General features: G+C 74.9%; 11 protein-coding genes. 4 read left to right on the top strand and 7 right to left on the bottom strand.

All coding sequences use genetic code 11. The annotated features are described in order from the left end of the window. Window positions 1-77: 77 nt before the first annotated feature. Window positions 78-1,136 (top strand): LacI family DNA-binding transcriptional regulator, encoded by a 1,059-nt coding sequence (locus CLV63_RS20355; RefSeq protein ID WP_106584758.1) that lies wholly within the window; start codon window positions 78-80, stop codon window positions 1,134-1,136. A 57-nt stretch (window positions 1,137-1,193) separates the two neighbouring features. On the opposite strand, the gene CLV63_RS20350 is transcribed toward CLV63_RS20355, so the two are convergent. Both CLV63_RS20350 and CLV63_RS20345 read right to left on the bottom strand, forming a co-directional pair. Continuing rightward, window positions 1,194-1,985 (bottom strand): phosphotransferase enzyme family protein, encoded by a 792-nt coding sequence (locus CLV63_RS20350; protein WP_245928941.1) that lies wholly within the window; start codon window positions 1,983-1,985, stop codon window positions 1,194-1,196. 83 nt (window positions 1,986-2,068) lie between these two features. Further along, the gene (locus CLV63_RS20345) at window positions 2,069-3,136 is read right to left on the bottom strand and encodes a sigma-70 family RNA polymerase sigma factor (protein WP_106584757.1); all 1,068 of its coding nucleotides are present in this window, start codon (window positions 3,134-3,136) and stop codon (window positions 2,069-2,071) included. Between the two features lie 321 nt (window positions 3,137-3,457). On the opposite strand from CLV63_RS20345, the gene CLV63_RS20340 reads away from it, so the two are divergent. Both CLV63_RS20340 and CLV63_RS20335 read left to right on the top strand, forming a co-directional pair. Continuing rightward, window positions 3,458-4,309 (top strand): hypothetical protein, encoded by an 852-nt coding sequence (locus CLV63_RS20340; RefSeq protein WP_106584756.1) that lies wholly within the window; start codon window positions 3,458-3,460, stop codon window positions 4,307-4,309. Between the two features lie 350 nt (window positions 4,310-4,659). Beyond that, window positions 4,660-5,496, top strand: coding sequence for a hypothetical protein (locus CLV63_RS20335; RefSeq protein WP_106584755.1), 837 nt, complete (start codon window positions 4,660-4,662; stop codon window positions 5,494-5,496). Between the two features lie 390 nt (window positions 5,497-5,886). On the opposite strand, the gene CLV63_RS20330 is transcribed toward CLV63_RS20335, so the two are convergent. The 5 genes from CLV63_RS20330 to CLV63_RS20310 form a co-directional block, all read right to left on the bottom strand. Continuing rightward, a complete protein-coding gene (locus tag CLV63_RS20330) occupies window positions 5,887-6,864 on the bottom strand; it encodes a nucleoside hydrolase (RefSeq protein ID WP_106584754.1) in 978 nt (325 codons plus the stop codon). Window positions 6,865-6,950: 86 nt separating this feature from the next. Continuing rightward, complete coding sequence (locus CLV63_RS20325) at window positions 6,951-7,406, bottom strand: hypothetical protein (RefSeq protein ID WP_106584753.1); 456 nt, start codon at window positions 7,404-7,406, stop codon at window positions 6,951-6,953. Window positions 7,407-7,751: 345 nt separating this feature from the next. Further along, window positions 7,752-8,501, bottom strand: coding sequence for a GAF and ANTAR domain-containing protein (locus CLV63_RS20320; RefSeq protein ID WP_170134283.1), 750 nt, complete (start codon window positions 8,499-8,501; stop codon window positions 7,752-7,754). A gap of 244 nt (window positions 8,502-8,745) precedes the next feature. After that, window positions 8,746-10,173 (bottom strand): FG-GAP repeat domain-containing protein, encoded by a 1,428-nt coding sequence (locus tag CLV63_RS20315; RefSeq protein ID WP_106584752.1) that lies wholly within the window; start codon window positions 10,171-10,173, stop codon window positions 8,746-8,748. 124 nt (window positions 10,174-10,297) lie between these two features. Next, entirely contained in the window at window positions 10,298-11,197 is a 900-nt protein-coding gene (locus tag CLV63_RS20310; RefSeq protein WP_106584751.1) for a MurR/RpiR family transcriptional regulator, read from the bottom strand. A 75-nt stretch (window positions 11,198-11,272) separates the two neighbouring features. Here CLV63_RS20310 and CLV63_RS20305 point away from each other — a divergent pair, with 75 nt between their 5' ends. Then, window positions 11,273-12,406, top strand: a complete 1,134-nt coding sequence (locus tag CLV63_RS20305) for an NAD(P)/FAD-dependent oxidoreductase (protein ID WP_106584750.1) — start codon at window positions 11,273-11,275, stop codon at window positions 12,404-12,406. Window positions 12,407-12,455: the final 49 nt, after the last annotated feature.

Here is a 12,455-nt window from a genome sequence, read left to right as displayed (position 1 = left end):
CGGCCCCGGCTTGAACGGGTGATCCTGGTCACCGCTCGTTGATGATACGTATCATCGCCGGACGAGGACCACGCACCGTGACCAGACCCCGCAGGCGCGTCACCCAGAAGGACATCGCCCGCATGACCGGCGTCAGCCAGGCGGTGGTCTCGCTGGTGCTCAACAACCGCACCGACACCGGGGTCCGCATCGCCCCCGAGACCCGGGCGCGGGTGCTCCGCGCCATCCGCGATACCGGCTACGTCGCCGACCCGGCGGCGCGCAGCCTGGTCGCGCGCCGCAACCGCATCCTGGCCGTGTTCACCGCCGAGGGGGCCTTTCCCCACCACGACCGGTACCGCCAGTTGCTCGCGGGTGTCGAGGCCGGCGCCGAACGCACCGGCTCCGACCTGCTGCTGCTGAGCAGCGCACCGGTGTCCGACGGGCGGCGCCGGATCTTCCGGGGCGACGAGCGGTTCCGGCTCGCCGACGGACTCCTGGTGCTCGGCGGCGAGGTCGACCGCTCCGAGCTGGTCCGGCTGGCCGACGAGGAGCACCCGTGCGTGTCGGTCGGACCCGGCGGCGACCCCGGCGGGCCCGTGCCGAGTATCGGGGCCGACTACCCCGCGGCGGCCGCGGCACTGGTCCGCCGGGCCGTGCGGCTCGGCCACACCCGGCTCGCCTACATCGGCCCCGGCGGCCCGGCGGCGGCCGGTACCGGCCAGGGCCCGGAGGCCCGTACCGGTCTGCTGCGCGGGTTCCGCGCGGCGGTCGCGGCGGCGGGCGCGGACGGCGCTCTGATCCCCGCCGCGGCGCCGGGCGCCCTGCTCGACGCGCTCGCCGGGAGCAGGCGCACGGTCGCCTTCGTCGACGAGCCGGCCGACGCGGCGGCCCTGGCGGCGATCGCAGCGGAGAGGGGGGTGGGCATCCCCGGCGACCTGTCCGTCGTCGTCCCCGGCCTGCCGCCGGACACCGGCCAGGGAGCGGGCGGGGTCGCGTTCAGCGGGTCGGCCGACCCGCGCGCGGCGATGGGCCGGGCGGCGGTCGGGCTGCTGAGCGCCATCCTCGACGGCGCGGACGCCCCCGGGCCGCGGCTGCTCGACTGCGCGCCGGTCGAGGGCCGCACCATGGCCCCGCCCCGGCGGACCGGGCCGTAGCCGGGAGGCTCCCGCGGCCCCGAACGGGGGCGGCCCCTCCCCGGATCGGGGCCGCCGCTACCAGGCGTGCCAGCGCACCAGCGGATCGCCGGCGCGCAGCGAGGCGACCCTGCGGCGGAACTCCGCGCGGGCGCCGGGCGAGGCGGGCGCGTGCTGGGCGACCCAGGCGGCACTGGCGGTCTCCCTGGCGCCGCGCAGGGCGGCGCAGCCCGGCCACTCGGCGACGTCCCACCCGTAGGCGCCGGTGAACCCCTGGTACTCGCGCTCGGGCATGCCGTAGCGGTCGCGTGCCAGCGCCATCACCACGAGGTCGTGCTCGCGGAGGTCATGGGAGACGTACTCGAGGTCGGTGAGGACGGGGCCGTCGGGGCCCACGACGACGTTGCGGAGCAGCGCGTCGCCATGAATGGGGCCGGGCGGCAGGCGCGGGCGCAGCGCGGCGATCTGCGCGGCGCACGTCTCGGCGCGCTCGCGCAGGTAGGCGGCATCGGCGGGGTCGATGCCACCCTCGGCGGCGCGGAGCCACCGATCAACACCCGCGAGGAGGGAGCGGGCCGGGAGCGGGAACGGGGCCGGGCCCAGCGCGTGCAGGCGGCGCAGCAGCGACCCCAGGTCGGCCCCCGACGGCGGGCGCTCCGCGGGCGGCAGCCGCTCCCAGAAGGTGACCGGGCGGCCGAGGGCGGCCACCGGCCCGGCGAGGGGGCGCACGGCGGGGACACCGCGTTCGAGCAGCCACCGGGCCGCCCGCACCTCGCGCGCGGCCCGGGCGGTGGACGCGGCGGAGCGGCCGACCTTGGCGACCGCCTGCCCGCCCGGCAGGGCGAACACGGTGTTCTCGCCGGACGACACCGGTTCGGCCCCGGCGGAGTCGAACCCGCAGCGGGCGGCCGCGGCGGTGAGCGCCTCCCGCGCGGGGTGCGGATCGGGCGGGGTCAGCGTCCTCCCGCCTTCCGGGCCGTGGGCGGCGCCGGTGCGGCACGGGACGCGGCGGGAGCGGGAGCGGCGCGGGTGCCCAAGGGGCCGCGGGCGCCGGCCAGCTCGGTGGGCAGGCCGAACTTCGGGAACAGGGTGACGTCGAAGAACGTGGTGACGTGCGTGACCTCGGCCGGGGTGGCGGTGAGCACCTGGAGCTGGAACGCGCGGAAGACGTGGTCGTCGGAGCGCAGGTAGACGGCGAACGCCGGCTGGCCGTTGGCGGTGAGGGGGATCATGCGGAGATCGCCGGGGCCAGCGGGGCACTGGGTCGAGATGAGCCGGGCGATGTCGCCGCGGCCGACGAACCACTGCGGAAACGGCGGCATCTCCCACCCGGCCTCCTCGGCCAGCAGCAGCATGAGGGCCGGGATGTCGGAGGTCTCGAACGCAGCGGCGTAGCGGTCGAGGAGCGAGCGCAGCCTGGGGTCGGCGGGCTCGACGAGCTGGTCCTCGGCCGGCGCGGCGGCGTCCAACTGGGCGCGGGCGCGCTGGAGCGCGCTGTTGACGGCAGCGGTCGTGGTGTCGAGCAGGGCGGCGACCTCGGCGGCCCGCCAGCGCAGGACGTCGCGCAGGATCAGGACGGCGCGCTGGCGGGGCGGCAGGTGCTGGAGGGCGGCGATGAGCGCCAAGCGGGTGCTCTGCCGGGCGGCGACGATCTCGGCGGGGTCGTCGGGCAGCGGTTCGAGCCAGGACACCTCGGGGCCCGACGCGACCACGGGGACCTCGGGGGAGTCGCTGGGCGCACCGAGACCCGACGGGAGGGGGCGCCTGCCCCGGGACTCCAAGGCGGTCAGGCAGGTGCGGGTGGCGATGCGGTACAGCCAGGTGCGCAGTGACGCGCGGCCCTCGAACCCGCCGAACCCGCGCCACGCGCGGAGGTAGACGTCCTGGACGAGGTCCTCGGCGTCGTGCATCGAGCCGACCATGCGGTAGCAGTGCACGAGCAGTTCGCGCCGGTACGGATCGGTGAGCCGGGCGAAGTCGTGGGCCGCCGGCGGCGTGGCGATCGCCGTGCCTTCGGGCATCGGTCGCTGCCTTTCGATCGATGGATCGAGCCGGTCGCGGCCACTGCGCGCGATCGGTCCCTGGAGCTCCACGGTAGGCGGCGGGTACGACATCCGCCGGGAGCGCGGCCGGGCCGCGCCGCCGCGGCCGCGCCGGATCGCCGCCGTCCGCGGGGATCCGGTGGACTCGGCACGAATTCGCGGAATGTGTGGAGCCGAAACCGCGAACCGTGCTACGGTCACGTTCCGTTGGCGGGTTGGCGCTGTTCGTGACCCATGCGTGTCCGTGCGCCCCGCCCGCGATCCGCCGTCTCCGCACCGCCGAGCAGGGGAGCCTCCTCCGTGATCCGTACCGACCGCAGTGCGCGCGCCCGTCGCGCCGCCGCGGTGGTGCGCGCACTGGGCGGCCCCCTGCGCAGGGCACTGCTGCTCGGCGGGCTCGCCGCGGCGGCGTGGCTGCTCGGCACCGCGGTGGCGAGCGCCGACACCTTGGGCGTCCCCGACGATCCGGCGCAGTCCGCTGTGCGCGGCGCGGCGGAGCAGGGCGACGCCCCCGCGGCGAAGGCCCGCGGCGCCGCCGACCCGGCCGCGCCCGCCGAAGCCCCCGCCGCGGTGCCCGACGCGGCGAAGGCCGCGCCCGAGCCCGACGTCCCCGAACCTGACATGCCCGCTGTCGACCCGGCGCCGGAACCCCCGGGGCCCTCGGCGAGCGACGTTGTCGCCGACGCGGCCGATGACGCCGGCGGGCAGGTCCGCGAGGCGATCGACCGGTCCGCCGACCCCCTTCCCGGCGGCGACCCCGCCGGGCACGGGCGCAACCCGGCGCCGGAACCCGAGCAGCACCGCCCCGAACCCGCCGACGATGCCGCGGACGCCGAGCCGGCGCCCCGCTCCGACGCCGGCACCCCGGACGTCCGCACCGGTCCGACCGACCGCTACGACGCCGCGGCGCAGCACGGCCCGGACGTCTCCGCGCACGACCCCGGCGCCCGCTCCGATTCCGACGGCGCGCCGTCGTCCGGTTCCGCGGCGCTCCCGGCCCAGGCGCAGGGCGGCGGCCCGCTGACCCTGGTCGCCGACCTCACCCGTTTCACCGGCCCGCGCCGCTCCGGCGGCGCGGCCCAGGCGCGGCACATCGAGTCGGCCGTTGTGCCGCAGGTGCCGGTCGCCGACCGCTCGTTCTCCCCCGACTAACACAGGGGACCTCTGCGCCCGCGCGTCGTCGCGGGCCGCTCCGCAGGCCGGCCCGGCACCTCCGCCGCCAGGCCCAGGCGACACCGCACCGCCCGTCCCAGCACCACGCGTACTGGGGGCTGACGTGAGCCCCGCGCCCCCGAACCACGGGGTTCACGTCAGTCGGCGGTCCGCCAGACCCCACGACTGAATCCGGCACCGCGCCGCAGCGCCCGCCACGCGCACGGCCGGGACCGCCGGATCCCGAGAACGACGCGGACGCGTCCCCGGCCAGGACGAACCGCGGAATCGGGCGACCAGCGTCGCCCGATGCGACCAGCACAGACGTTCACGCTCCGAAAGGACCATCAATGTTCGCGTTCGCTCGCACCGGCGTTAAGACCCTCCTGCTCGCGGCCGGAACCGCCGGGTTCCTCGCCCTGGGCGCCGGGATCGCCGCCGCCGACGAGGCGCCCTCGGGCTCCCTCGGCCTGAGCGGCCCGTCGACCGACGCCGGCCACGTCGTCCCGCTCGTGGCCGGCGCGCCCGACCAGGTCATCGGCATGGTGCCGACGCAGCTCCAGTGGGAGGACGCCAACGGCGCCCTCCAGTCCGTCTCGGTCCCGCGGACCGAGCCGCTGCTGAGCGACGCCGGCGGCCGCGTCCTCGGCGCCGCCTCGAAGACCGAAGGGCTCCTGGGCGCGGTGCCGCAGACCGCCCCCGTGACCGACAAGGTGCGCCGCACCGGCGGGACGGCGAAGGACACGGTCGGCTCGACCGGCGGAACCGCGAAGAAGACCGTCGGCGCGGCCGGCGGAGAGGCGCGCGGCCTCGCCGGCGCGGCCGAGAAGCCGGGTGACGCCGTCCAGCCCCTGCGCGACAAGGTCGAGGGCGCCGTGCCCGCCGGTGCCGCCGACGGGGTCACCTCGGAGCTGCGGCAGCACAAGACCCCGCCGCAGCACAAGACCCTGCCGCAGCGCGCCGCACTGCCCGAGGCGCCGGCCGGCGGGGTCGACGGCGGCCTCGCCGCGGTGCGCGGCGCCACCGAGGGCGGCACCGCCGAGAGCGTCGTCCGCGACGCCACCGGCGGCGACGTCCACCACCAGTCCGGCGAGGTCGCCGACATCGACGTGGCCCCCGACACCCAGGAGACCGTCCGCAACGTTGCCGACGGCGTGCGCACGGCCGACATCTCCGTGGGCGACTGACACACCCCCAGACGGATCCCGCGGGTTGAGGGGCTCTCGGGATCCACGGGGCTTGGGCGGACAGCGGAGTCCCGGAGAGCGGGGCGTCCCGCCGTCCGGGGAGGGGTCGGGGCGGACCCCGGGACCGCCGCCGCGCCGCCCAAGCCCCCCTTTGCCGGATGGGAGCCCACGGCTCGCCGGGCGGCCGCTCGGCAAGCCGTGGGCTCCACCGGAGTCGGCCCGGCTGCCGGGGTATCCACCGGAGCCGGCCCGGCTTTCGGGGCAAGCGTCGGAGCCGGACCGGTTGTCGGGGTATCCACCGGAGCCGGTCCGGCCGTCGGCCGACGCGCATCCCGTCGCGCACAAGGCGCGCGCCGGACCGGCGTCCCCGGCCCTTGGCGCGCGGCGCTCTCAGCCGGTCGGCGCGCCCCCGGTGAAGGCCCGGTCGGGGGCGGCTGGGGCGGCGAGCATCGTCGTGATCAGCGCGGCGAAACCCTCGGCGTCGACCTCCTCGACGACCTCGGCGTTGGGTTCGAGCCCGTGGACGCCCCACGACATCGCCGCATAGCCGGTGGTGAGCGTGCCCGCCGTTTCGACGTCCACGTGGTAGCCGGAGCTGCGGACCAGCAGTTCGGGGTGCAGCAGCAGCGCGACGGTCAGCGAGTCGGGGTGCGTCGTCCCCGCGATCCCCACACTCTCGTCGAACTCCAGGGTCGCGGCGCACACGCGGTCGAAGAAGCCCGCCAAGGGCGTGCCGATCGCGGCGATCTCCGCCAGCCGCTCCCGCCCGAACACGGCGTGGCGCAACGTCACCGGGTCCCATGGGACGACGACGATGTCGAACCCCGCTGCGAAGACGGCCTTCGCCGCCTCGGGGTCCACGAAGAAGTTGAACTCGGCGGCGGCGGTGATGTTGCCGCGCCCGTTGTTGGAGCCGCCCATGACGTACAGCTTCTTGACGTTGTTGGCGAACTCCGGGTCCTTCAGCGCCGCTGTGGCGATGTTGGTCAGCGGGCCGATCGCGACGACGGAGATCTCACCGGGGCGCTCGGCCGCGAGCCGGACCAGGGCGTCGACCGCGTGCTCCGCCTCGGGTTCGCAGCCGGTCATGTCCATGTCGAGCCCGCCGACACCGTCGCCGTGCACCTCCTCGGCGCCCACCCACGGGCGGACCATGGGCCGGCGGCAGCCGAGGTGGACCGGCACCGTGCCGAGACGACCGGCGGCGTTGAGCGTGAGGAAGGCGTTGCGGACCTGGTAGTCGAAGCCGACGTTCCCGGCGACCATGGTCACGGCGCGCAGGTCGGCCTCTGCGTCGAGCAGGCCGACGAGCAGCGCGACGCAGTCGTCCTGGGCGGTGTCGGTGTCGATGATGAGCGGTACGGGCATCGGTGCTCCAGTGAGGGGTGGGGTGGGGCGGGGACCAATGGGCGTTCCCGCCCCATGCTGCCGTCACACCGGAGCCGCCACCACCGTCACACGGGAGCGCGCGCAGCCGGGGGAGCGGCGGTGGCGGTGCCAGGGGCACGCCGGTAGGCGGCGACGGTGACCGCTGTGAACGCGAAGGCGCCGATGGCGGTGATGACGGTCTCGGGCCACGGGGCGCTGTGCATGAGCGTCGCGGTGAGACCGAGCACGGTGAAGACCGCACCGATCGTGAGGGCGCCGAGCAGCACGGGGCGGGGGATCCCGCGGGCGGCGGGCAGGATGGCGGCGAGCGCGAGCCCGGCCGCCGCGAGGCCGAGCGCGGCGTTGCCGAGCTGTGCGAGCGCGGGGTCGGCGATGTCGGCGTACGCCTCGGGCGGCGCGGGCCGCCCCGGCATCCCGATCTCGCCGCGGGACGCCATGTAGACCTTCCCCACGGTGTAGACCAGCCAGTACCCGGCCGCGGTCCACCCGGCGGCGCGGACAAGTGCACGTGTGATGTCCATACCGCGACCTTCCCCCACCACCCCGCCCCCGGTGATCGCCCCCAAGGGGGACCCCCTTCCCCCACCCGGGGGAATTCGGGCGTGAGGGCGGCGCCGAAGCGCGTGCGCCGTGCTCGCACGCGAGCGTGCCAAGCGCATGATGCCTGCCCCGCGCGGGAACCCGTTCCTTGAACGTACGGAGACCCCCCAATGGACCGAATCTGCGGCGACTCGGTAAGACGGCTGCGGAACTCGACAAGAGCAGAATCAACGATGACTTTGGAGATCTGGGAGTTGGACAACGGGGACGTGGCCGTTGGCGTCCGGGCCGATGACCGGGGGCGGGGTGGGCCGTGTCCGGTCGGGTCAGGGGGTGGGGCCCGGGGTGGTGGTCTGGGTGAGGATTTCGGCGGCGATGTCGCGGAGTTTGGTGTTGCGGTTCTGGGAGGTGCGGCTCAGGACGGCGAAGGCGTCGTCGGCGGAGCACCGGCGCCGGGCCATGATGATGCCGATGGCCTGGTCGATGGTCGCCCGCGAGTTCAGGGCCGCGTGCAGGTTCGCTTCCTTGCTCTCGCGGAGTTCGCGTTCCAGCCGGACGGTGCGCATCGCGGCCAACCGCTGGTCGAGGTTGTCCATGACGATCGCGGCCAGGTCCCGCAGGGTGGCGCGTTCTCCTTCGGTGGCCTCGCGGGGGACGGTGCCTATGGCGTTGACGGTGCCGAGGCGGTGGCCGTCGGCCGTGGTGATGGGTGCCGCGGCGTAGAAGCGCAGGCCGAGTTCGCCGCGGACCAGGGGGTTGGCGAGGGCCCGTGAGTCGCGCAGGGCGTCGGTGACCACGTAGGTCGCGTCCTGGAGGATCGCGGAGGCGCAGAGCCCCGGGTCGCGGCCGATCTCGACGACCCCCTCGGGCAGCCCCTGCGCGGCCTTGAACCAGATCCGGTCCTCGTCCACGATCGTGACCGTCGCGATGGGCACCTGGAAGGTCCGCGCCACCAGTGCGGCGACCCGGTCGTAGGACCCGTCCGGCGGGGTGTCGAGGATGTCGTAGCGGCGCACCGCCGCCATGCGTTCGGCCTCGCCCGACGAGCCGCCGTCCTTGTGCTCGGAGTCGCGCATCGGGTCCTCCGCGTCCGCTGGATATGCCGTCAATAGCACCACACGGTCGGCGGGACGGGTGGGAAAAGGCCGTATTCGGCATAGCGGCACGCTGATCGAGCGGCACTCTGATCGGCGAATCGGCTCTGCCGGAGTGGGCCGGGAGGGCGGATCGGAATGGGGGGTGGGTCCGAGCGTGCATGTGGGCCGGGGGCCGGGTGCGCGACCGGGCGGCCGTGCATGCGGGCCGGGGGACCGGGCGGGGTCACTCGGTGAACGGGGCGCTGGTGAAGGCGGACTTGTCGTTGCGGCCGTCGGTCACCCACCACTGGACCGGGGACTCGTGGGTGACGCTCGGGTCGTAGGCGAGGACCAGTTCCTCGGTGCCGTCGCCGTCGTAGTCCCCGGCGGCGAACGCGCGCGCCAGCCGGTGCTCCTTGTTCACCTTGCCTTCGGGGCCCTTGGCGGGGCCGGTCCGCTTCAACGGCGTGGAGTCCGCGCTCCGCCGCAGCCCGTCCTCCGTCCCCGTCAGGACTTCGACGCCGCGGGCGTCCCTGCCGACGGCGAGCTCGTCGCCCTTGGCGCCGTCGAAGTCGCCCGCGACCATGGTGCGCAGCCCGTAGCTCGCCGAGTCGCTCGAACCGGGGAGGGTGGACGCCTCCGGCTTCTCCTCGATCCCGTCCTCTGTGCCGTAGTAGACGTTGAGCTTGCGGTGGACCTCCGGCGCCTCGGTCTCGTAGCCGGGCTCGTTGTTGCGGGTGCCGTCGTCGCCCACGGCGATGTCGCGCGTCCCGTCGCCGTCGAAGTCGCCGAAAGCGGCCATGTTGCCCGCCGCGAGGGTCGCGGCGGGCCGCCCGCTGAGCCCGTCCGGGCCGCCGGTGTACAGGGTCGACTCGGCCTGTTCACCGTCGCTTATGTGCTGGACGAGCAGGTTCGTCGCGCGGTCCCCGTCGATCTCGTCGGCGAGGAGGGAACCGGGCTCCACGTCCTCCGGCAGCCCGATGGAGGCGGTGTCCGCAGGGGTGCCGTCGCGGTCGAACGGTCCGCGAAGGACCCGCAGCGACGACGCGGTACCGGTGCTGTCGGTACCGGTGACCGCCAGGTCCGCTGCGCCGTCGCCGTCGAAGTCCCCCACAGCGGGGGCCTGGTCGACCGGTTGGCCCTCGCCCGTTGCGATCGGGGTCGGTTCGGCGTCGGGTTCGGGGCCGCGGGGCCCGCCCCAGATGACGGCGGCCTCAGGCGGGTCGGCTTCGGCCGCGCCGAACCCGTTGTCCGATTCGAGGGCGGGGATGTCGGCGAAGCCGTCGCCGTCGAGGTCGGCGGCCGCGGGACGCAGGCGCTCGCTGTCGCCCGCCGGGCCGAATCCGAGCCCGGTGGCGGGGAGCACGGTGCGGGTGGCCGGGTCGAGCCCGTTCTTGGCGCCGTAGACGACGGCGAGGTGGCCGGCCGGCTCCATCTCCTGCCCGGCCTCGGCACTGTAGTCGCTGGTGAACACGAGGTCGGGGTATCCGTCGCCGTTGACGTCGTCGGCGCGATCGCCGCCGTTGCCCTCGGGGATGGGGGCGGCCTCGCCCGGCGGGGTCGCGACCGGCGAGGTGCGGGCGGCTGGGCGGTCGCCGGGGTCCTCTGCGCCGCATGCGCTGAGGAGCAGCGTGCCGGTACACGCGGCGGCGGTGAGTGTGCTGATGCGCATCGGTCCTCCAGAGACGGTGGTCGCCCCCCGTTGGGACTCAGGCCGCACCGGCAGGGTTCTCCCTAGGGCGTCACATCACGGTAAAAACGGACGTCTGGCGCGAAGCGCAGCGTCCGCACGTCCGTCACCCCGCGCCTCCGTCCACGACCTCTGTGTCGATCTCGGTGCCGCTGATCTCGCGCCTGAGCCGGTTGAGGCGCTGGTGGGCGGCGACGGAGCCGCTGCGGTCGCGGGCCGCGAGTTCCATGGCCAGGGCGTGGGCGACCAGCCAGCCCGCGAAGTTCCCGCTCGCTGCGCCGGAGGTGGACGGCGGTGTGCTCAGGACGGCGGCGACGCGGTCGCGTACGGCTGACTCGATGGCCTCGGTGACGACGACGACGGGGGCGCCGATCTCGGCCGCGCGCGACAGCACGGCGTCGATCTCGCGGAAGAGCCGCAGCGGGGCGAAGACCACGACGGCGTCGTCGTCGCCCATGCCGAGGAGGTCGTCGGCGAGGCGGAAGCCGGTCGCCTCCAGGGGTGTGCACCGGCGGCCCATCCGGCCGAGTTCCAAGGCGAAGTAGCGGGCGGTCGCTGACGCGGGGCCGATGCCGTAGGCGACGGTCCGACCGGCGTCCTCGACCAGCCGGACGGCCGTGTCGAACTCCTGGGGGTCGAGGACGGCGGGCAGTCGGTGCAGCAGGTCGACGCTGTCGGCGAGGACCTGGTCGAATACGCGCGTCCCGCCGAGGCGTTCGAGCCGCTGGTCGAGGACGACGGCGGGGTCGCGGCGCGCCGTGAGCATGGCGAGGACGGAGCGCTTGAGTTCGCGGAGCCCGCTGTAGCCGAGTGAGCGGGCCGTGCGGACGACGGTGGCGTCACTGGTCCCGGTGAGCGAAGCGAGTTCGGCCGCCGAGGCCGTGACGGCCTCGGCGGGGCGGTTGAGCAGGAAGTCGGTGACGGCGCGCTCGCGCGGGGACAGGGTGTCGATCCGCGCCGTCACCCGGTCGCGGAAACCGCCGCTCTCCGGTTGTGAAGCTTTCATTTCGTTATTGACCTATTCATGTAGTGAATACTACTGTCCCCTGTGAGGCCGACCACACAGCAAGGACCAGTTCGAATGAAGCACCAGTTCGTGATTATCGGCGGTGGCATCAACGGATGCGCCGCCGCGTGGCTGCTCGCCGCAGCGGGGGAGGACGTCCTCCTCCTCGAAGCCGGCGAGATCGCCTCAGGGGCCTCCGGCGGCTTCGGCCGGCGCGGCGTCCGCGGCAACCGGCGCGACCTGCGTGAAATGCCCCTGATGCGGGCGGCGTACCGCATCTGGCCGACGCTCGCCGACCAGTTGGGCGCCGAGACCGGATACGAGCGAACCGGCGGCATGTCCCTCATCGAGCAGGAGACCACCGGCACCAAAGGCGGGCTCGTCGCCGCCGACGCCCAAGCGGCGGTGCAACGGGGCCTCGGCGTGCCGACCGAGGTCCTGGGGCGCGACAGGGTCCTCGCCCTCGAACCCGGCGTCGGCCCGGAGGTACGCGCAGCGCTGTACTGCCCGCTCGACGGAAGCGCCGACCACACCGCCACCACCAGGGCGTACGCTGCCGCCGCCGAGGCGCGGGGCGCCACCGTCAAAGAGCACAGCGCCGTCACCGCCGTCGAGCGCTCCGAGGGCAGGGCCACCGCCGTCCGCACGGCGCAGGGGCAGCGCTACGAGATCGGGCAGGCGCTGCTGGTGCTGAACAACACCGGAGCGGTCGACCTGCTCCGCGACCAGTTCGACGTGCACCTGCCGGTCTGGCGCATCCTGCCGCAGGCGCTGCGGGTGACCCCCAAGGCCGCGCCGCCCATGTCACATCTCATCGGGCACGACCACCGCTCGCTGTCATTGAAGGCCCTTCCCGACGGCGGCGTCATGGTGAGCGGCGGATGGCGCGGCCGCTGGAACGCCGACCTCGGACGGGGGGAGCCCATCGAGGCGAACGTGCAGGGCAACCTGCGCGCCGCGGCCGAGGTGTACGCCGGGCTCGCCGACGCCCGACTCGACATCGCCGAGACCTCCCAGCCGGAGTCGTGCAGCGCCGACGAGATCCCGATCATCGACCGCATCCCCGGCACCGAGAACGCCCTGGTGGGCACCGGGTGGACCGGACACGGCTTCGCCATCGCGCCCGCGGTCGCCGAAGCCCTCACGTTCTGGGCGCGCACCGGCGCGCGCCCGGACAGCCTCGCCCCGTTCTCATTCGACAGGTTCTGACCGGCCGCCCCGCGGTCCGGCCGAGCGGAACAGCGTGCGGAACCCCATG

Origin of the sequence: Murinocardiopsis flavida, assembly GCF_003014485.1 — a bacterium.
GTDB lineage: Bacteria > Actinomycetota > Actinomycetes > Streptosporangiales > Streptosporangiaceae > Murinocardiopsis > Murinocardiopsis flavida.
The sequence above is the reverse complement of the archived record's forward strand: the minus strand, read 5'-3'. Positions and strand labels throughout refer to the sequence as shown.

What these genes read in the sequence shown, in the direction of transcription:
- CLV63_RS20320 (WP_170134283.1), bottom strand. Translation starts at nt 8,501, where the DNA reads ATGCGCGACTCCGAGCACAAGGACGGCGGCTCGTCGGGCGAGGCCGAA.
- CLV63_RS20305 (WP_106584750.1), top strand. Translation starts at nt 11,273, where the DNA reads ATGAAGCACCAGTTCGTGATTATCGGCGGTGGCATCAACGGATGCGCC.
- CLV63_RS20335 (WP_106584755.1), top strand. Translation starts at nt 4,660, where the DNA reads ATGTTCGCGTTCGCTCGCACCGGCGTTAAGACCCTCCTGCTCGCGGCC.
- CLV63_RS20325 (WP_106584753.1), bottom strand. Translation starts at nt 7,406, where the DNA reads ATGGACATCACACGTGCACTTGTCCGCGCCGCCGGGTGGACCGCGGCC.
- CLV63_RS20330 (WP_106584754.1), bottom strand. Translation starts at nt 6,864, where the DNA reads ATGCCCGTACCGCTCATCATCGACACCGACACCGCCCAGGACGACTGC.
- CLV63_RS20315 (WP_106584752.1), bottom strand. Translation starts at nt 10,173, where the DNA reads ATGCGCATCAGCACACTCACCGCCGCCGCGTGTACCGGCACGCTGCTC.
- CLV63_RS20310 (WP_106584751.1), bottom strand. Translation starts at nt 11,197, where the DNA reads ATGAAAGCTTCACAACCGGAGAGCGGCGGTTTCCGCGACCGGGTGACG.
- CLV63_RS20345 (WP_106584757.1), bottom strand. Translation starts at nt 3,136, where the DNA reads ATGCCCGAAGGCACGGCGATCGCCACGCCGCCGGCGGCCCACGACTTC.